The 17,720-nt window shown below is 67.2% G+C and carries 20 protein-coding genes; 9 read left to right on the top strand and 11 right to left on the bottom strand.

The genetic code is table 11. The features are described 5' to 3' along the window. Positions 1 to 44: 44 nt before the first annotated feature. Both VHB92_RS07060 and VHB92_RS07055 read right to left on the bottom strand, forming a co-directional pair. Positions 45 to 2,117: a sensor histidine kinase gene (locus VHB92_RS07060; protein WP_325452806.1), complete on the bottom strand. Its 2,073-nt coding sequence runs from the start codon at positions 2,115 to 2,117 to the stop codon at positions 45 to 47. Between the two features lie 419 nt (positions 2,118 to 2,536). Beyond that, a complete protein-coding gene (locus VHB92_RS07055) occupies positions 2,537 to 3,376 on the bottom strand; it encodes a response regulator transcription factor (protein WP_325452804.1) in 840 nt (279 codons plus the stop codon). Positions 3,377 to 3,507: 131 nt separating this feature from the next. Here VHB92_RS07055 and VHB92_RS07050 point away from each other — a divergent pair, with 131 nt between their 5' ends. Together VHB92_RS07050 and VHB92_RS07045 are read left to right on the top strand one after the other, a co-directional pair. Beyond that, the gene (locus tag VHB92_RS07050) at positions 3,508 to 4,137 is read left to right on the top strand and encodes a ScbR family autoregulator-binding transcription factor (RefSeq protein WP_325452801.1); all 630 of its coding nucleotides are present in this window, start codon (positions 3,508 to 3,510) and stop codon (positions 4,135 to 4,137) included. A gap of 165 nt (positions 4,138 to 4,302) precedes the next feature. Then, positions 4,303 to 4,686: a response regulator gene (locus VHB92_RS07045; RefSeq protein WP_325452799.1), complete on the top strand. Its 384-nt coding sequence runs from the start codon at positions 4,303 to 4,305 to the stop codon at positions 4,684 to 4,686. 98 nt (positions 4,687 to 4,784) lie between these two features. Here the strand turns inward: VHB92_RS07045 and VHB92_RS07040 are convergent, their stop codons facing one another. Continuing rightward, complete coding sequence (locus VHB92_RS07040; protein ID WP_325452797.1) at positions 4,785 to 5,138, bottom strand: hypothetical protein; 354 nt, start codon at positions 5,136 to 5,138, stop codon at positions 4,785 to 4,787. 116 nt (positions 5,139 to 5,254) lie between these two features. Next, the gene (locus tag VHB92_RS07035) at positions 5,255 to 5,929 is read right to left on the bottom strand and encodes an HAD-IB family hydrolase (protein ID WP_325452795.1); all 675 of its coding nucleotides are present in this window, start codon (positions 5,927 to 5,929) and stop codon (positions 5,255 to 5,257) included. A 217-nt stretch (positions 5,930 to 6,146) separates the two neighbouring features. Here VHB92_RS07035 and VHB92_RS07030 point away from each other — a divergent pair, with 217 nt between their 5' ends. Then, positions 6,147 to 6,602, top strand: coding sequence for an SRPBCC family protein (locus VHB92_RS07030; RefSeq protein WP_325452793.1), 456 nt, complete (start codon positions 6,147 to 6,149; stop codon positions 6,600 to 6,602). Further along, positions 6,589 to 7,119, top strand: coding sequence for a DUF2231 domain-containing protein (locus VHB92_RS07025; protein WP_325452791.1), 531 nt, complete (start codon positions 6,589 to 6,591; stop codon positions 7,117 to 7,119). The genes VHB92_RS07030 and VHB92_RS07025 overlap by 14 nt, the downstream gene beginning before the upstream one ends. A gap of 101 nt (positions 7,120 to 7,220) precedes the next feature. Here the strand turns inward: VHB92_RS07025 and VHB92_RS07020 are convergent, their stop codons facing one another. Next, positions 7,221 to 8,018, bottom strand: a complete 798-nt coding sequence (locus tag VHB92_RS07020) for an Ltp family lipoprotein (protein ID WP_325452789.1) — start codon at positions 8,016 to 8,018, stop codon at positions 7,221 to 7,223. Between the two features lie 423 nt (positions 8,019 to 8,441). Continuing rightward, positions 8,442 to 8,993 (bottom strand): DUF4352 domain-containing protein, encoded by a 552-nt coding sequence (locus VHB92_RS07015; protein WP_325452787.1) that lies wholly within the window; start codon positions 8,991 to 8,993, stop codon positions 8,442 to 8,444. A gap of 193 nt (positions 8,994 to 9,186) precedes the next feature. Between VHB92_RS07015 and VHB92_RS07010 the strand changes: the two genes are divergently transcribed. Next, positions 9,187 to 10,467: a sensor histidine kinase gene (locus VHB92_RS07010; protein ID WP_325452785.1), complete on the top strand. Its 1,281-nt coding sequence runs from the start codon at positions 9,187 to 9,189 to the stop codon at positions 10,465 to 10,467. Positions 10,468 to 10,518: 51 nt separating this feature from the next. Beyond that, complete coding sequence (locus tag VHB92_RS07005) at positions 10,519 to 11,181, top strand: response regulator transcription factor (protein ID WP_325452783.1); 663 nt, start codon at positions 10,519 to 10,521, stop codon at positions 11,179 to 11,181. A gap of 89 nt (positions 11,182 to 11,270) precedes the next feature. On the opposite strand, the gene VHB92_RS07000 is transcribed toward VHB92_RS07005, so the two are convergent. Next, positions 11,271 to 11,840, bottom strand: a complete 570-nt coding sequence (locus VHB92_RS07000) for a TetR/AcrR family transcriptional regulator (RefSeq protein ID WP_325452782.1) — start codon at positions 11,838 to 11,840, stop codon at positions 11,271 to 11,273. Between the two features lie 109 nt (positions 11,841 to 11,949). Between VHB92_RS07000 and VHB92_RS06995 the strand changes: the two genes are divergently transcribed. Beyond that, complete coding sequence (locus tag VHB92_RS06995) at positions 11,950 to 12,537, top strand: hypothetical protein (RefSeq protein WP_325452780.1); 588 nt, start codon at positions 11,950 to 11,952, stop codon at positions 12,535 to 12,537. A 54-nt stretch (positions 12,538 to 12,591) separates the two neighbouring features. Continuing rightward, positions 12,592 to 12,894: an EthD family reductase gene (locus VHB92_RS06990; RefSeq protein ID WP_325452778.1), complete on the top strand. Its 303-nt coding sequence runs from the start codon at positions 12,592 to 12,594 to the stop codon at positions 12,892 to 12,894. 299 nt (positions 12,895 to 13,193) lie between these two features. Here the strand turns inward: VHB92_RS06990 and VHB92_RS06985 are convergent, their stop codons facing one another. From VHB92_RS06985 to VHB92_RS06975, 3 genes are all read right to left on the bottom strand, one after another. Next, complete coding sequence (locus tag VHB92_RS06985; RefSeq protein ID WP_325452776.1) at positions 13,194 to 13,805, bottom strand: TMEM175 family protein; 612 nt, start codon at positions 13,803 to 13,805, stop codon at positions 13,194 to 13,196. Positions 13,806 to 13,893: 88 nt separating this feature from the next. Continuing rightward, entirely contained in the window at positions 13,894 to 14,871 is a 978-nt protein-coding gene (locus VHB92_RS06980; RefSeq protein WP_325452774.1) for an amidohydrolase family protein, read from the bottom strand. Positions 14,872 to 14,980: 109 nt separating this feature from the next. Further along, complete coding sequence (locus VHB92_RS06975) at positions 14,981 to 15,967, bottom strand: phosphotransferase enzyme family protein (RefSeq protein WP_325452772.1); 987 nt, start codon at positions 15,965 to 15,967, stop codon at positions 14,981 to 14,983. A 166-nt stretch (positions 15,968 to 16,133) separates the two neighbouring features. On the opposite strand from VHB92_RS06975, the gene VHB92_RS06970 reads away from it, so the two are divergent. Beyond that, positions 16,134 to 17,219, top strand: a complete 1,086-nt coding sequence (locus tag VHB92_RS06970; RefSeq protein ID WP_325452770.1) for a hypothetical protein — start codon at positions 16,134 to 16,136, stop codon at positions 17,217 to 17,219. An 83-nt stretch (positions 17,220 to 17,302) separates the two neighbouring features. On the opposite strand, the gene VHB92_RS06965 is transcribed toward VHB92_RS06970, so the two are convergent. After that, on the bottom strand, positions 17,303 to 17,719 hold the full coding sequence (locus VHB92_RS06965; RefSeq protein ID WP_325452769.1) for a cytochrome c oxidase subunit 4: 417 nt from the start codon (positions 17,717 to 17,719) through the stop codon (positions 17,303 to 17,305). Position 17,720 lies beyond the last annotated feature (1 nt).

Genomic DNA, 17,720 nt, shown 5'->3' with positions numbered 1-17,720 from the left:
CATGTCGTAGCAGCGCTGTTCTGCCCCGAAACCACCCCAATGGGTTACGGCTGCATCGGCAGGGTGGGCAACGGAGTGGCCTCTGCACGGGCCGGGAGGTGCACGAAGAAGCTCGAGCCCACGCCCGGCTCGCTCTCGACGGTAACCGAGCCGCCGTGGGCATCCACGATCGTCTTCACGATCGTCAGCCCGATGCCGACTCCCTGGATTGCCGCCTCGCGGGCATCCCGCGCCCGGAAGAAGCGGTCGAACAGCCGCGACTGGTCGCTCTTGCTGATGCCGCGGCCGTTGTCGCTCACGACGATGAGGATGCCGTCGTCGTCGCGTTCGAGCGTGACCGTGATGGTGCCGCCCTCCGGCGTGTACTTGGCCGCGTTCGAGATCAGGTTGTCGACCACCTGCTTGACCCGGCCCCCGTCCAGATGGGCGAGCACCGTCGACGACGGCATCCGGAGCTCCAGCGTCTGGTGTGCGGCGTCGACCGTAGGCCGGAACGTGGAGACGCACTGCGACAGCATCGAGCTGACGTCGACGGGCTCGACCCTCAGCGCCAGTTCCCGTGTGCTCGTGCTCAGCAGGTCGCGGATCAGCGCGAGCATCTGCGCCGCGCTGCGCTGAATCGTGCGGAACTCCTTGCCGAAGCCGAGTGCCTCCACGTCGTACCCGTCATCGATCAGGTCGAGATAGCCCACGATCGAGGTCAACGGCGTGCGCAGCTCGTGAGACACCGTCGCGAGGTATTCCTCCCGGATCTCGATCGCGTTGGCGAGGTCGGTCACGTCGTAGGTCACGGCGGCGGATCCCAACGCCTCCCCGTTGGGTCGCGTGATGCGGTGGGCCTCGGTGACGACAGCCCTCTGCTCGCCATCCGGCGGACCGACCCAGTAGATGAGCCCTCTCTGATCGCCTTCCAGCGTCTCCGAGATGATGTTCTTGTCCTGTTTGACCCTGGTGCGACGGTCGGATGCGTAGACGTGCTTGCTGAGCCCGGTCGCCGGATCGAATCCCGTGAGGCTCAGCAACCGCTCCACCATGCGGTTGTGGAGCACGGGCTTGTTGCCGGTGTCGTAGAAGATCACGCCGACGTTCACCGCGTCGGCGATGGAGCGCACGACGACGCTGAGGTCGCCCATCTCGTTCACCAGCCGCTGCAGTTCCGCCGACGTGCGCTGCAGCTCCTTCTCGGATCGCTCCTGCCTGTCGCGCAGCCACAGCTCGGAGACGGCGCGACCGACCTGCATGCCCACGTAGGCGATGAGCGAACGTTCGAAGGTGGTGCGCCGCGCCGGTGCCACGCCATCCGCGAAGTACAACGCGCCGGTCGCCGAGTCCTCGAACCTGATCGGTACGAGCATGGCGCGCCCGACGGTGTCGTGGAACAGCGCCTGGAGCAGGTCGGCATCCTTCTCGCACGACAGGTCGGCCATCCGCTTCTCGGTCGACCACGGTGACGGCGTGGCCCACACCTCGGCCGGGTTCACACGCTCTCGCGTCCGCGACGCGACGAAATCGTAGACATCCGGCAGTTCGCCGCCGGGTGACGCCAGCAGAAGCGGCACGGCCGAGTCCTTCTCTGCCGCGGGATCCGGCGGAAGCAGGAGGGCGACGGCCTGCGCGCCGAAGATCGCCCGGATCCCGTCCGTCGCGGTCTGCGTCACGGCCGCCACGGTCTCCGCCGTGTGGATGGCCCAGGTCAGCTCGATCGTCTCCTTGCGCAGCCGCTCGGCCTCCTGGAGCCTCACCCGCTTGCGCATCACGCGTTCTCTCAGCAGCCGCGCGCGCAGAGCGAGCTGCTCGGGAACCTCGCCAACGAGAAGGAAGTCCCGGTCGATCGACGAGACGAGCATGTCCTGCTCGAGCTGCGACACCGACTCGGCGACCACGAGCAGAGGACCGGCGATGACCTGACCGTCCGCGCCAGGAGACCCACCCAGGTGCTTCTGGTCTGCACTCACCTGCACGACGCCGATCTCGGAGGCGAGCCCCGCGTCATCCAGTGCCGCCCGTGCCAGGTCGGCCGATGCCGGCGTGAAGGCGAGAACCGTCACCCGGAACGGGTCGACCGCCTCGCTGCCTCGATGCTCCCGAAAACCACTAGGAACGGATGACCCGTACATGGCGCTCCTCTCCCGACCCCGCTCGGGACGACCGCTGTCTCGTCTCATGATGTCTGCCCCCATGCAGCCACCGAGCGCTCGGCGGTGCCGAATCGCAGCGATACCTCAAGTGTGACATGCGCGCGCCGATTGTCCTGAGGGTTGTCCTGAGGGACTCTTGAGCAGTCGCTGCGCTGAATCGGTGGACTCGGACGGCAGACTGGCCATGCCGCCGAGACGAGAACGATGGTGGAGGCGCCCTCAAACCCGAATGAAGGCGCCCCCTCTCCCCGGTCCGAAACGTGCCTCAACCCGAATGTGGCCCGTCGGCACACGGCGCGTCCTTGACGACAGCAGTGTGTGGAGAACTACAGACTATCCGGCCCAGCTGCAGTTCTCCACACCATTCGCACTATCGCGGTCCAATGCCGCGCAGGGAACTACCGAGCGGAGGTACCGGGATCGACAGCTTGTTCCCGTCGCGCGGCGAGCCGATAGCCGACTCCGCGCACCGTCTCGATGAGATACGGGGACGCCGCGTTGTCCGCGAGCTTCTTGCGCAGGTTCCCGATGTGCACCTCGACGCCTCGCCTGTCGGCATCCCCGACGTACGGGTTCGCGACGTATCCCTCACCGCGCAGCAGCCGGGCGAGGTCGTCCTTGGTGCGCACCGAGCGGCCCGATTGAAGCAGCGCCTGCAACAGCTCGAACTCGCTTCGCGTGAGCTCGAGCTCTTGCCCGTCGCGCTCCACGATGCGCGAGTCGGGGTCGAGCACGACGCCGTTGTGCTCGAGCAGGCCGCTCCTGCCGGGAACCGCCTGGGCGGCATCCGGTGCCTGCGCGGGTCGGTTCGCCCCGGCGGACACCGCAGGCCCCGCGAGTCCGGCGACGGGCGGCTCCACAGTGCGCGGCCTGCGCAACATCGCCTCGGCACGCGCGCGCAGCTCTCTCGGACGGAACGGCTTCAGAACGTAGTCGTCCGCGCCGACCCCGAGCCCCTGCAGCGCATCGATCTCCTCGTCACGCGCGGTCACCATCATGATGTACGCGTTGCTGATGGCCCGGATGCGTTTCGCCGTCTCGAATCCGTCGATTCCGGGCATGCTGACATCCACCGTCACCAGCACCGGCGCACGCTCGGACACCATGGCCACGCCGTCGATGCCGTTCGAGACGGCGATGACGTCGAGACCCATCTGCTTCAGTACTGTGCCGATCAGTTCGCGGATGCCATCGTCGTCTTCGATGACGACCGCGCACTCCCCCTCGATCGCTCCCATGTGCGAAGCGTAGCAACGCAGGGCGCAGACCATTCTGTGCGCCGCCGTGCGGAATCACGCGCGACCGACGCGGGACAACGCACATCGGTCCTAGGCCGTACCCCCATCGGGGGACCTAGGCTGGTAGCACGATGAAACAGGCGCGAGCCGCTGCCCGGCGCGATCAGATCCTCCACGCCGCTGCCGCCGAGTTCGACGAGGTGGGCTATGCCGCCGCCTCGTTGTCGAGCATCGCCGCGCGGTTGGGCAGAACCAAGGGCGCCATGAGCTACCACTTCTCGTCGAAGGCGTCCCTCGCCCAGGAAGTGGCGGCCAATCAGTACGAGCACTGGGGCGAGGTCATCGAGCGCGTGCGAGCGGATGGCTACGACGGCATCGACGCCCTCGTGATCCTCTCCTTCGTCGTCGCTGCCCGATTCCGGGACGACGTCGTGGTCCGCGCCGGCATCCGCCTGCAGCAGGATGCCGGGCTGCACGGCGTCGATCTCCCGACGCCGTTCGTCGGCTGGAACGACCTCACCCAGCAACTGCTGGAGAACGCATCAGACGCGCAACTGCCGCCGGGCCTCGACGCGGAGGGAGTGGCCGAGGTGATGGTGCAAGCCTTCGCCGGCCTGGAGCAGGTGTCGTATCGCCTCGCGCACGCGAAGGACATCAGCGATCGCGTGCGCCGGTACTGGCTGCTTCTGATGTCGAGTTTCCGTATCGACGATGCCGAGAACCGCATCGCGAGGCTCTCCGTGGAGGCCGAGCGGTACTAGCGTGAACCCCGAGTCGCGCGTCGATTTTGCGCGCATTCAGACGATCGTCTAGATTGAGCCAGGATTCAACCGGCGACGAAGGGGAGGCGACCGCATGAGCATGCCCGTGGATGCGCGCCTGACCCCGCCACCGGCACGTCGGGCGCCTGCAGTCACCGGAATGCGATGAGCCCGCGCGACCAGCGCAACGCGGTCGTCATCGAGGACGACGCCGGAATCCGCGGCCTCATCGCCGCGGTGCTCGAGCGCGCCGGCCTTCGTGTCGTGACCGCGGCGAACGGGCGCGACGGAGTGGCCGCCGTCCGTGGCTCGAACCCCGTCGTCATCACGGTGGACATGCGGATGCCCGGCATCGACGGAATCGAGACGATCAAGCGCATTCGCGCGATCAGCGACGCCCTCATCGTGGTGGTGAGCGCTGTCACCGCCGCGCACCAGGAAGACGAGAGTCTCGCGGCCGGCGCCGATCTCTACATGACGAAACCGTTCCGCCCACGCGACCTTCAGAAGTGCGTCGACGAACGGCTGGAAGCGCTGCGGGACGCCTGAGCCCGCGCCGGATCCGCACGAAGGCCGCTCCTACCGCGATATACCCGCGACGTGAAGACCTCTCTTACCTCGGGACGACGCCGACCCGAAGACGGCGCTCACTCGCTGAGGGGGCGGGACAGCTCCTCGAGAGAACCGAATCGGCCATCTTCCGCCACCTCGGCGAAGACGTACACCTCCTGGCCGACGACCGAGCCGTCGCGGCCCGTGACGCGGATGACGTGCCGCTCGGCATACCGCGAACCTTGCGACAGCTCGTCGAGAACCGTGATCTCCACGGCATCCACGAAACCCCGGAGCTGCTCCATCTGCTGCGCGAACGTCGCGCGGTCGATCCACTCGCCGTCCGTGCTCTGCCGGTAGTCGTCCGTGAAGTGCCGGGTGAGGGCATCCTCGACGGCGAGGTCGCGGGTGGCGAGCAGGTCGTGGAGCGCCGCGGAGATCGATGCCATGGGGGTCCTTCGTGGTCGAGTCTGAGCAGTAGCCATACCGTACCTGTTAGGAGGCCGAAGAACCAGGGCCGTCGTCGTACGCGGCGGCGGCACCATCCGCCCACTTCTGCGCGGTGTCAGGCTCGAGGCGCGAGGTCCCCTTCGATGGGCATGACCGGCCAGCCGCGCTCCTCGGCCACGTCGAGCATCACGGGGTCGGAACCCACGACGACGGGATGCCGCACGGATTCCAGCAACGGCAGATCACTGGAGTGGTCGCCGTAGCCCCAGCTCTCCGCATCCGAGGGGAAACGGTCGAGGTAGGCCTCGACCGCCCGCTTCTTGTCGTCGCCGATCATCGGGCGAGCGATCCGGCCGGTGTAGAGGCCGCCCTCGGTCTCCAGCTCGGTTCGATACAGCGTCTCGATTCCCAGGTCGTCGGCGAGCGGACGCAGCGGCGCATCGAACGAGCCGGACACGAGCACCACCTCGTCGCCGTCGGCCTGATGACGCCGCAGCCGCTCGAGCAGGTTCGGACGATAGAACCCGGGCTCAGCGGATGTCTCCGCGTACCACCGACGGCCGGCCTCGCGGACGGCGTCCTCCGGCTGCCCCGCCCACACGCTGAAGTAGAGCCGGTTGAACTCCGCGCGATCCAGTTGCACCACCTGTGCGGCGAGGTCACGCAAGCCCTCCTGCGAGATCATCGAGGGCACGAGACGCAGGTAATAGAGGAGGAACGACTCCAGGGTGCGCACCGACACCAGCGTTTCGTCGACGTCGAAGAAGGCAACGCCCCGGCGGTCGGTCACTGTCTCGCTCCTCACTGTCCCGGACTGCCTGAGCGGGACACGACGAATCCGAAGCTAACACGCCAGGCGAGCGACGGCATCCGGCCCGATAGGAGGCGCCCAGAGCACGCTCACGCCGTGAAACCGTGCGGATGCTATGCCTGCGGAGCGTCCTGGCAACCCCTTTGCGACATCCGCCTTCTCGCGTTGGCTTGCAGCACAAACGAAGGAGGAAGTCATGGCTCAGATCACCGAGAGCATCGACGTTTCCGTGCCGGTCACGACCGCCTACAACCAGTGGACGCAGTTCGAGTCGTTCCCGGAGTTCCTCGACGAGGTCGACTCGATCACGCAGACCGACGAGACGCACACGCACTGGAAGGTCACAGTAGGCGGCGTCACGCGCGAGTTCGACGCCGAGATCACCGAACAGCATCCGGATGAGCGGGTGGCATGGAACAGCGTCGGAGGCGACACGGAGCACGCGGGTGTCGTCACGTTCCACAAGCTGACCGACAACAGCTCCAGGGTCACCGTGCAGCTCGACTGGGAGCCGCAGGGGTTGGTCGAGAAGGCCGGGTCGATGCTCGGCATGGCGTCGCATGCGGTCAAGAAGGATCTCGAGAACTTCAAGAAGCTGATCGAAGCTCAAGGCACGTCGACGGGCGGCTGGCGAGGCGATGTCTCGAAGTGATCCGGCCGGCGCCGACGTATCGGCGCTGCAGGATCAGGCGAAACGCCCGCGCACGCCGATCGCCGGACCGTACGGGCATCCGTTCCATCCGTTTCTCGTCACGATCCCGATCGGCACCTGGCTGGCGAGCGTCGTCTTCGACATCGTCGCGCTGTGCGGGGTGGAGCCGAGGGCGTTCGCTCTCACGTCGCAGTGGCTGATCGCCATCGGCGTGATCGGCGCCGTCATCGCCGCCTGCTTCGGCCTCATCGACCTGTCGGGCATCCCGGCCCGCACGCGCGCCAAGCGGACGGGGCTGATGCACCTCACGTTCAACACGATCGCGCTGATCCTGTTCGTCGTGAGCTTCATCATCCGCGCGGTGCAGGGTCCCCAGCCTTCGGTGGCCGGCTTCGTGCTCTCCATCATCGGGCTGCTCGTGGTGGGAGTCTCGGGATTCCTCGGCGGAGAGCTCGCCTACCGCTACGGCGTTCGCGTCGCCGACGAGGAGACGCAGCGGACCGGATACTACGGATGACGGCGCGCTGAGAGCCGATCGAGCGCGGCGCGACGCGTCCAGACCGAGAACAGGAGGGGCCGGACATCAGTCCGGCCCCTCCTGTTCTCGGTCTCGGTGCCTCAGTTCAGCCCGACCTGGCTGGCAGCGTATTCAGCCTGCGGCTCCGTGAACTGGCTGCCATACGCGCTCGTCAGCTGATCGATCAGGCTTTGCCTGGAGAAGCCCATTCCCGTTGCGATGTACGCCTTCGCAGCCTCGACCGCTTGGGCATTCCAGTCGGCTCCCGCGTTGTCGACGCCATATTGCGCCTGATCCTGCGTGAACCCATTGCCGGACGTCGAGGTCAGTTGAGCGATGAGTCCTGCTTGCGAAAATCCCTGGCCATCCGAGAGATAGCCCTTGGCCGCAACCAAGGCCTGCGCATTCCAGTCCGCGCCGGAGTTGTCGATCGCCCACTGCGCGTCCGCTTGGGCAAAACCGTTCCCGTACTGCGACGTGAGCTGTTGAAGGAGGCCTGCTTGCGAGAAGCCTTGCCCGTCGGCGAGGTAGCTCTTGGCTGCCAGCAGCGCCTGTAGCTGCTCGGCGGTTCCCTTCGGCGCGGGCGGCTTAGTCGGTGTGACGCGGCTCGACGTCGCCTGGCTCTCCTTCGCCGGCACGGTTTCCGAAGGAGCCGACGAAGCCAGACCGACGGGAGCCGCAACCGGAGACGACGAGCCCGACAAGACGACGCCGTAAGCGCTCGCGAAAACGATTCCGAAGAGGAGCGCCACCCCTCCGAGGATCGTCCCGGCGAGAGAGCGCGTCCCCTTCCGTGCCAGACCGATGATGCCGAGCACGAGTGCGACGACACCGAGGGTGATCCCGAATCCCGAGACGGTGGGAATGAACGCGAAGACGGTGCCGGTGATGCCGAGCACCGAGGCCCATGTTCCGAGCGCGGCGCTCCGAGGCTTTGCGCCGCCCTGCAGCTGTTCCGAGGGAGCTGCCTGGGGCTCGACGGGCGCAGGCGGTCGATCGTATGACGGACCGCTCATGGCGGCCGCGGCTGGCGGCACCCGCGTGGGCGGGGCCACGCGAGTCTCGGCCCATCTCTGTCCGTCCCAGTACCGCTGCTGGCCGGTTCCGTCGTCGTAGTAGCCGGCCGGTGGTGGTGGAGGTACGGAATTCCCGCTCATTCGATGCTTCCTCTGGTTTCTGTGAACGTTGACACGTTAGTGAGCGGCACTCAAAAACCACGAGCTTGAGCGCCCTGCGAACCCGTTTTGGGGGTGGGACGCACCCGGGCCGACTCAGAGCCTCCGAGAGCCGACTCAGAGCCTCCGAGACGCGAGCGTGACGGATCAGCCGATCGTGATGGGCGTTCCGGTCGTGAACGCGTTGTCGCTGACCAGGAGCGTGGTCGGCTTCGTGCCGGCCGGCAGGTCGAAGAGCACGGGGCCCTGCACCGCGTTGCCGGGGTTGATCGCCGCAAGCCATGTGCTGGCATCTCCCGACGCATAGAGCGTCGCCGAGTCGTCTGCGCTGAAGGTCTTGCCCGAGGCATCCTTCAGCTTCAGATCGTCGGCGATGAAGGTCTGGGAGCTGCTGCCCACGTTCGCGACCTTCAGGTCGACCTGGAAGAAGGATCCCTGCGCCGTCTTCGTGAGAGGGCCAGAGCCCGCCGTCGTGCCGGCATCCTTCACGTCGAGCACGGTGAACTCGAAGGAGCCGGACTTCACCGGCGTGTTCATGCCAGGGGCCGACGGTGACGACGACTGGGACGAGGACTTCGTGTCCCCGGGCCCGGGTGACGCGGTCACGGCCGTGCCTGCCGAGCATCCGGTGAGGCCGAAAGCGAGGGCGGATGCCGCTGCCGCCATGACGAGTGCGGTGCGTGCTGTGCGAGAGAACATGCGTGTCGTTCCAATCCGATGAGTGCGGTGGGAGTGGTGCAGCCGGAGCGGCCGACATCAGAACACCAGGCAGTGGCCGGACGCCCCACGTCGGATCCGGCACGATGCGCCGACCGAAAGGAGGGGATCCGTCCTCGAGATCCCGCACGTTCGGGCGGCACGGATGCGGCCGGTGACTCCGTAGCATCGACGCATGAGCCAGCCGCCGAACTCACCACCGAGTGGTGTCGCGGCTGCGCCCGTCCAGTCCCACTCGGCGGCGACGACGCCTGTTCGCCGGGCATGGGGGCTGGTCGGATCCATCGCCCTCGCTGTGCTCTGCGGACTGCTGACGCTGTCTTCCGCCGGCCAGCACGGGGCAGGTGACTCGACCTTCCCGCCCGTCCTCCTATCATTGTCGATGCTCGGCGCGTTCCCGATGATCGCGGTCTCGGTTCTGCTGATCTGGCGCCATCGTCACCCGGTGCTCGTGTCCGCCATCGCCGCGGGTCTGACGCTGGTCATCCCGACGTCGCCGCTGCCGGCGATGGTCGCGCTCGCAGCCGTGACGTTCGCGCGCAAGGGATGGCTGCGCTGGGGGCTCATCGTCGGCGTGTATGCCGCGACCGTCGTGTCGTTCAGCTGGGATGTTGCGACGCACGAGTCGTTCACGGCCGACCTGTTCGGCAACCCGGCCGAGGGCACACCTGCGCGGTTGGCCCTGTTCTGGGTGGTGCCGCTTCTGGCCGCTCTCGCCGTCGCGCCCTTCGCCGCATACGGCATCGGACGGCGGCTGCTAGCGGAGCGCAACAGCGCCCGGCAGGACACCGCCACCGCCAACCGCACGGTCACCGCGCTGCAACGTCAGGTGGAACAGCAGCTCCAGCGACAGGAGATCGCCAGGGAGCTGCACGACACGCTCGCCGCCGACCTCAGTCAGGTCGCCCTGCACGCCGGCGCGCTGGAGCTCATCGTGGGCACCGCGGATCCGAGAGCCGTCTCCGCCGCCCGGACCGTGCGCGAAGCCACCCAGCACTCCCTCGACGACCTGCGCACCATGGTCAAGTCGCTGCGCGACCACGATCGGCCGGGAAGCAACGAGAAGGGCCTCGGCGACCTGCCCGAGCTCATCGACGAGGCATCCCGCAGCGGAGTCGACGTTCGCACGCTGCTCATGCTGAGCGATACGGCATCCTGCTCCCCTCCCGTCGGCCATGCGTGCTACCGCATCATTCAGGAGTCGATCTCGAACGTGCGACGGCACGCCCCCGGAGCAGCGCTCTACCTGGATGTGCGAGGCGGGCCCTCGTTCGGGCTGACCATCCGCGCCACCAACTGGCTCGTCCCTGGCGCCCTGCCGACCAGCCGTGGCAGCGGGCTCGGCTTGCAGGGGATGCAAGAGCGCGCCCTGCTCGTCGGCGGCACGTTCCAGGCAGGGGCGACGCAGGAGGGCGCCTTCGCGATCACCGCCTGGCTTCCCTGGACGACGCGCTGAACCGGTGCCGGGACGCCATCCCGGCCGACCGCCCAGCCCTAGACTGGCGCGGTGAGCAAGCCCGACCGCATCCGCGTTCTGGTAGTGGATGACGACAGGATGGCCGCGGCCGGCATCTCCGCGATTCTGGGCACCACCGCGGACATCGAGGTCGTCGGAACGTGCGCCGACGGCACGGAGGTGCGATCAGCGGTCGACGCGCACCACCCCGACGTGGTGCTGTGCGACGTGCGGATGCCGTCGATGGACGGCGTCGCCGTCGTTCGCCGGCTGCACGGCTCGAACCCCGACGTGCACTTCCTCATGATGACGGCGTTCGACGAAGACGGTCGCGTGCTCGAGGCGATCGGTGCGGGCGCCGACGGGTTCCTGCTGAAGGACGACGATCCGACGCGCATCATCGACGCCATCCGGGCCGTCGCCGCGGGAGACGCCGCGTTCAGCCCCCGTGCCGCCCGGCAGCTGACCGAGTGGGTGCAGGACTCGCGCACCGCCGATCTCCGGCGAGACGCCCAGGCCAAGCTGGCCATGCTGACCGAACGCGAACGGGAGTACGCCCTCGCGACGGTCACCGGAGCATCCGATAGCGAGCTGGCGAGCAGGTTCTTCGTGAGCGAGACCACGATCAAGTCGGCCCTCACCAGCATCAGGACGAAATGGGGCGTCCGCACGAGAACGGATGTCGCCGTGGTCGTCGCTCGCGCCGGCAACTGAGCCGCGACAGCCTGCTGGCCGCGCTGCGCAGCACCGGCGTCGGCGCAAATTCTGAAGCGGACCCCGGCCTCTCAAGGTCTCCGATGGGCTCAGTGAGATCCTGTGAGCGCTCGCGCGCTGCGCAGGAATGACGACGCCACCCGCTCCGGGTCGTCCAGGTATCCGGCGACCATCGCGCCGTCGCGGATGAGCATGAGGTCGTCGGCGAGTCCGCTCGGATCCTCGAGCTTCCACGGCTCCACGATCGACAGGAACGCCTCCCGCCACCACGTCCTGTGCGTGTCGACCGTCTTGCGTACCGAGCTCTCCCGGTCCGGATACTCGGCCGCCGCGTTGATGAACGGGCATCCTCGGAAGCCCTGCTCGCACGCGAGCGCCCCCAAGCCGCCTGCGAGCAGTTGGAAGACCCGGTCGGGATCCCCGCCCCCCGCCTCGATGGCGCCGTTGACCGCATCGCGCTCCTGCTGCGCCCGCAGTTCCAGGTGCGCCACGACGAGATCGTCCTTGCTCTTGAACTGCCGGTAGAAGGTGACCTTCGTCGTGCCGGCGCGTTCGATGACCTTGTCGACGCTGACGGCGCGCAGACCCTCGGCGTAGAACAGCTCGGTCGCTGCGTCGACGAGCCGATCGCGCATCGACGTCTTCACGCTCCCGATCATAGGTGCTTCCTTTCGCGTCTCTTGCGCCCGCCGACGCTTCGTGAGTAGGGTGTCATCCATGTAGAGTGACTAGTCATTCTACATATCGACCACCGATGAAGGGAACCTCATGACCACGACCGCGACCGAGGCGGCACCGGCGACCATCGTCGCGCCTTTGCGCGTCCTGTACTTCGTACGCTTCGGCTTCGCGCTAGCATGGGCGATCCTCGTCGCCCTCACCGCGGCCGCCATCACTCCGCTGAGTGCGACGTTGCTCGTCATCTACCCCGTCTTCGACGTGATCGCCGCCGTCGTCGATCACCGGACCTCGCGCGGCACGCGGCCATCGACGCTTCTGTATGTGAACATGGCGCTGAGCATCCTCGCCGCCATCGGCCTCGCGGTCGCAGCGGCATCGGGCGGGCGCACAGTGCTGCTCGTCTGGGGACTGTGGGCGATCACGGCTGGCGCGGTGCAGCTCATCGTGGGCGTCTTGCGGCGGTCGCTCGGCGGCCAGTGGCCCATGATCCTCAGTGGCGGCATCTCCGTGCTCGCCGGCGTTGTGTTCGCTCTGCAGTCCGGAAGCGCCTCGGCCTCGCTCGTCGGACTCGCCGGCTACGCGACACTCGGCGGCGTCTTCTTCCTGGTGTCGGCCATCCGGCTCGGCCGTTCCGTCACGGTGCGCGAGCGCCGAGCGTCCGACTCCCCCTCCTGACCCATCCCCTCCCACCAGCTCCTCGCGAGCAACCGACAACGAAAGAGAACCGACATGTCCACGAAGATCACCCTCATCATCGACAACCCCGCCGACGCCGCGGCGTTCGAGGATGCCTACCCCGAGATCGAGGCGGCCGCGCGGCGGCTTCCGCAGCTCCGCCGAGTCGAGGCCGCGAAGGTTTGGCCGAAGGAGGATGGCACCCCGACCCCGGCCCACCGCACGCTAGACCTGTACTTCGACAGCTACGAGGACGCCTCTGCTGCGGTCGCCACGCAGGAGGCGGGCGAGTTCTTCCAGCACCTGGCCGGCACCGGCGTCTCCTTCACCGGACTGTTCTCCGACATCGGGTCCTAACGCGGACGGCACGAAGGGCCAGAGCCGTATCCCGCGAGGGATCGGCTCCGGCCCCTTCGAGTTCGGCTTGATCCTCGCTGTCAGCCACGCCACTCTCGAAGCAGCTCCCTCCACGTGCACCACGGACACCGCCGAGACTGTTGCGTTCCTCGCGGGGCCGGGGCGCTGGGTGAACGGGCAGATCCTCTACGTGAACGGCGGGCGATCTGACGGCCGGGACCCTCGTTCGAGCAGGGCGCCGGCCCGTCTCAAAACCGCGGCTGACGGAATTGCCTGAGGAAGCGGCCGCGCCAGAATCCTCAGCTGTCGGCGTCGTTACGCCTCCGCTTTCTGCGCCGCAGCGGCGTCGCATCCGGTCGCAAGTGCAGAGCCAGCGCAAGGCAGATGAATCCGAAACCCAGCCAGTTGTCGACGATCGCCAGGCCGACGGCGACGACGAACAGCAGGAACGCGAATAAGGAGCGGCGTCGTGCAGCGCGATACGACTCTGCTGAGAACTCGGCGGCGTGCTTAAGGATCTCCGCCTCGAAGAGGTTGTACATGCCGTCGGTCGCGACGAAGAGCACGGCATAGAAGATGACCGGCACCTGTGCCAGTTCGGATTCTGCAAGCCACGCCGTCGCGAAGGGCAGGAACGAGACACAGAACAGGTGGCCGAAGTTGAGCCAGAGGAGCTTGAGCGATGGTGTGGTGATGTAGGTCATCAGGTAGTGATGGTTCATCCAGATGATCGCCACGAAGGCATAGCTGACCACGTAACTCACGACGGTCGGCCAAAGGTCCAGGAACCCTGCCCAGGTGGGCTCGGCAGGCGGCCGCAGCTCCAGGACCATGATCGTGATGATCACGGCGAAAACCGCGTCGGTGTACGCGGCAAGGCGAGAGGGCGTGCTCGGGGCCATTCTGCTCATGCGGCTCGCTCCACTTCCCGACGCGCGGTCTCCCATCGACGGCGGCCCGTCAATTGTGCTCTCTTGAGCGGACGCCCGCTCTGACGGGCTAGCCGAGCCGGAACAGCCTCGTCGCGTTCCCTGCGGCGAACGCTGCACGCTCGTCCACATCGCCGAACTCCCCGAGGAAGCTCGAGATGTCGGAAGAGGACGGCGACTGGAACGGATAGTCCGTCGAGAACATCAGCCGGTCCACGGTAGTGATTTCCAGTGCATGCCACAGAAGCGTCGGATTCAGCATTCCCGAGCAGGTGAGGTAGAAGTTCGACCGGATCACCTCGGATACGGCGCGCTGCAGGCCGGCAACGCGGGCGAGGCTGTTCGTGCGATCCGACCAGAACGGCAAGAGTTCGCCCCAGTGCCCTAGCACGATCTGCAGTCCAGGATGCCGATCGAATGTCCCGCGCACGATCAGGCGCAGCGCCGAGATCGCGGCTTCGAGATGCCAGCCCCATCCGAACGTGGCGAGCGCCAGCTCAGTCGCGTCGTCGAAGCCGGAATACGACGCGGCGCGCACCTCGCGGGGCGGAATCTGCGGGTGGATGAAGATCGGCACCCCGAGCGCGACCGCCGCCTCCCACAATTCCTCGAACGCGGGGTCGTCGAGCTGCCTGCCTCCGGCGCGGCCGTAGACCATGGCACCGACGAAGCCCGCGCCGACGCAGCGCTCCAGCTCGGCAGCGCACGCGGACGGTTCCGCAAGCGGAAGCGTCGCCATCGCGCGCAACCGATCGGGATGCCGGCCGACGGCAGCCGCCGCCGTGTCGTTCAGATCCCGGCTCAGGGGCACAGCGTCACACGGATCGAGAGGGCCCGTTCCCGGTGGGGCCAGCGAGACGATCTGCAGGTCGATCCCCTGCGCATCCATGGCCGCGATGCGTGCTGTGCCGAGGTCGAGCAGCCGCTCCAGCGCTCCGCCGTGGTCGTTGAGAGCGAGGCTGTCGTCGCGGCGCTCGGCCGGCAACGCGCCGAGTGCGTCCGCGAGTTCCGTTGTGGTCCAGTGCTCCTCGATCGCCACGAGTCTCATCACATTCCTTTCCTGAACGGGCGCACAACCAGCCGAGGAGATCGCGATGTCGGCCGCACCATCGTGCCACGCCTTCCGAGATCGACGTGCAGCCTTTCGCCCGACGCGCTCAACGGGCCAGGCTCTCGAGCACGCGGCGGGCACGAGCGGCGACGGCCTCGCTCTGCGTCATCACGGCATCCGAGAGCGCCGACGCTTCGGATGCGCCGATGTCGGCGTCGCGGAGACGCAGAGCGGCGAACACGAGCGGTCGCGCGCGCAGCAGCCCGGGTAGACGCGCAAGCTCATCGGCCTGAAGCGTCACCCGAGGTGCGTAGCCCGCGAGCACGAGGTCCGCGCGGCGCGCATCCTTCCTGGCCTCGGTCCACAGCAGGAACGCCAGCGGCCACGCACGCGGCCCGCGACCGGCACCCGTCCAGTCGACAATGACCATGGCTGGATCCGGAGTCGCAACCACGTTCGCGAGAACGAAGTCCGGGTGCACAAACGCCTCGGGCAATCCCTCACCATCGTCGGCCGTGTCGAGTGCGGCACGCAGCGCATCGATGTGGCGGCGGGATCCCCCGGGTTCAGCTGAACCGAGGTCGTCGAGGAGCACTCGAGCTGCGCCCAGCTCTTCGCGCGGATGCCCCTCCGCCAGGTGATGCCAAGCTCCGCCCGGCCGCGCGAAGGGTTCTGGCGCGCACTCGAAGGCACCCATGCGCCCGAGGAGATCGCCGAGTGATCGTAGTCCGCCCGCCGCTTTGATCGTGTCTCTGCGCGGGTCTCGAGGCGCTGCCTCCACATACCCCGTGACCAGCACGGGATGCCCGGCCACCTGCGAGACAGGCATGCGATCGATCGGCCGTTCGGCAGGGAAATCCAGCTCACCGAGCCGGCGCAGAATCGCCGCGTCCCCCTCGGCCTCAGCCATCGCCCTATCGCGCGGAAACACTCGCATGACCCAGTCCGGGCTCGCCGCGCGTCCGATGCGGAACACACCGGCGTCCAGTTCGTCGACAGAGACGACCTGTGCATCGAGTACCCGGTCGAGGTGGTCCAACAGCACCGAAAGGCCCGGGAGGGCCTGCCCGTCACCCGTCTCAGCCGCCGCCACATCGGAAGGGTACGCCGCCGCGGCGCCGAGCGGGGCCGGCGTGATCACCCGCGGCCGCCCCGTCGCTATGCCGGTCACGAAAGCAAAGCTGGACAGTCGCGCCCGGCAGGTTCACACTGATGCCGATGAGGACCGTTCTGGTTGCACTTTCCATCGGAGGCCTCAGATGTCTTGGTTCAGCAACGATTTGACGGCGCGAAGCCGCGGGCCGGTCGCCATCTTCAGCCCATCCGCGTACGCATTCGAGCGTCAGAGAACGCAGCACGTTCTCTTCCAGGGGTTCGGAGACGGAGCGGGCGACGGTCACATCCACGAACTGTGGTGGGACGGGAACTGGCACCTCAACGATCTGACCTCGCAGGCCGGAGGTCCTCTGATATCCGGCGAGATCAGCGGGTACGTCTACGAGAACCAGCCTGGTGGGTGGACTCAACACGCGGTGTTCCAGGGCCTTCGATCGGGCACCGGGCCGGATGGCCGCGTTCAGGAGTTGTGGTGGGATGAGGACGACAAGCATCATCATCAACTCACCGACGGCACACCGCGACTGATCGACCAGCCCTTCGGCTACAGCTTCGAGACCGGGCAGCACATCGTCTACCGCGCGGACAACACGTTGCGCTATCTCGACATGGAAGAGGACTTCGGGTGGCTCGACAGCGACCTGACCCCCTACATGGCCGGGACGATTCCACGGCTGTCTCCCACCGCGTACGGCTTCACGTCGCAAAGAACGCACCACATCCTGTACGCCGGCTCGGACCAGCACGTCCACGAACTGTGGAAGGGCCCCCAAGGCGGGTTCCACCACAATGACCTCACGCTCGCATCCGGCACGGCGGCTCGCACGGAGGGTCGGCCCGTCGGGTTCGCCAACGATCCCGGCAACCAACAGGTCGTCGCGTTCGCGGGCACCGACGGTCACCTGCATCTGCTGACCTGGGACGGAGCATGGCACGAACGGGACCTCACCGTGACCGCCGGCGGGGTAGCGCCCGCATCGGGAACCACACCGACCGGCTATCTGTACCCGAGCGAAGCCACGCTCCATTTCGACTACGTGGGCGTGGACAGCCACATCCACGAGTACTGGGAAGACGGCTCCGGCTGGCACCCGAATGACCTGACCGCCGCCACCGGGGTGATGCCCAGTCGCAGCTATCCGTCGGCGTACGTGATGCCCGACAACACCCAGCACGTGGTGTTCGTCGACGACAACAGGCATGTGATGGAGCTGTACTGGCTTCCGTAGTCGTCGGCATCGATCTGGTGGCTGGCGACCGGCTCGGGCTTACCTCACCCGTATGGTCGAAATGCCATGTCCTCGCGCGGTCGTCATCGAGCGAAGAAGCCGCGGTAGTACTCGTAGACCCAGCCGACGAGGCAGACGACTGCGAAACCTCCGCCGATGAATGCGAGCCAGATACCGACGACGAAGCCCAGAAAGACAAGGAAGCAGGCGGCCGCGAGGGCGAACGGCCACCAGCTCCACGGGCTGAAGTGACCCATCTCCGGGTCACCGTCGTCGACGTTGGCGGTGCCGACGTCTTCGGGAAGTTCACGTGTTTGCGACCGGTGCGTGCGGTTCAGGAAGAACGCGATCATCACGCACAGAAGCACGCAGAGTCCGAGCGGCGTGCCACCGGCCCAGTCGATGTGTCCCTGCTGCAGCAGCCCCCAGCCCGCGTAGAGGTTTCCGACGACGAAGAAGTAGCCGGCCAGCACCCAGAACATGGTCGCGTTGATCTTCATC

The organism is Humibacter sp. (assembly GCF_035547335.1).
Classification (GTDB): domain Bacteria; phylum Actinomycetota; class Actinomycetes; order Actinomycetales; family Microbacteriaceae; genus Humibacter.
This window is presented reverse-complemented; position numbering and strand designations above follow the sequence as displayed.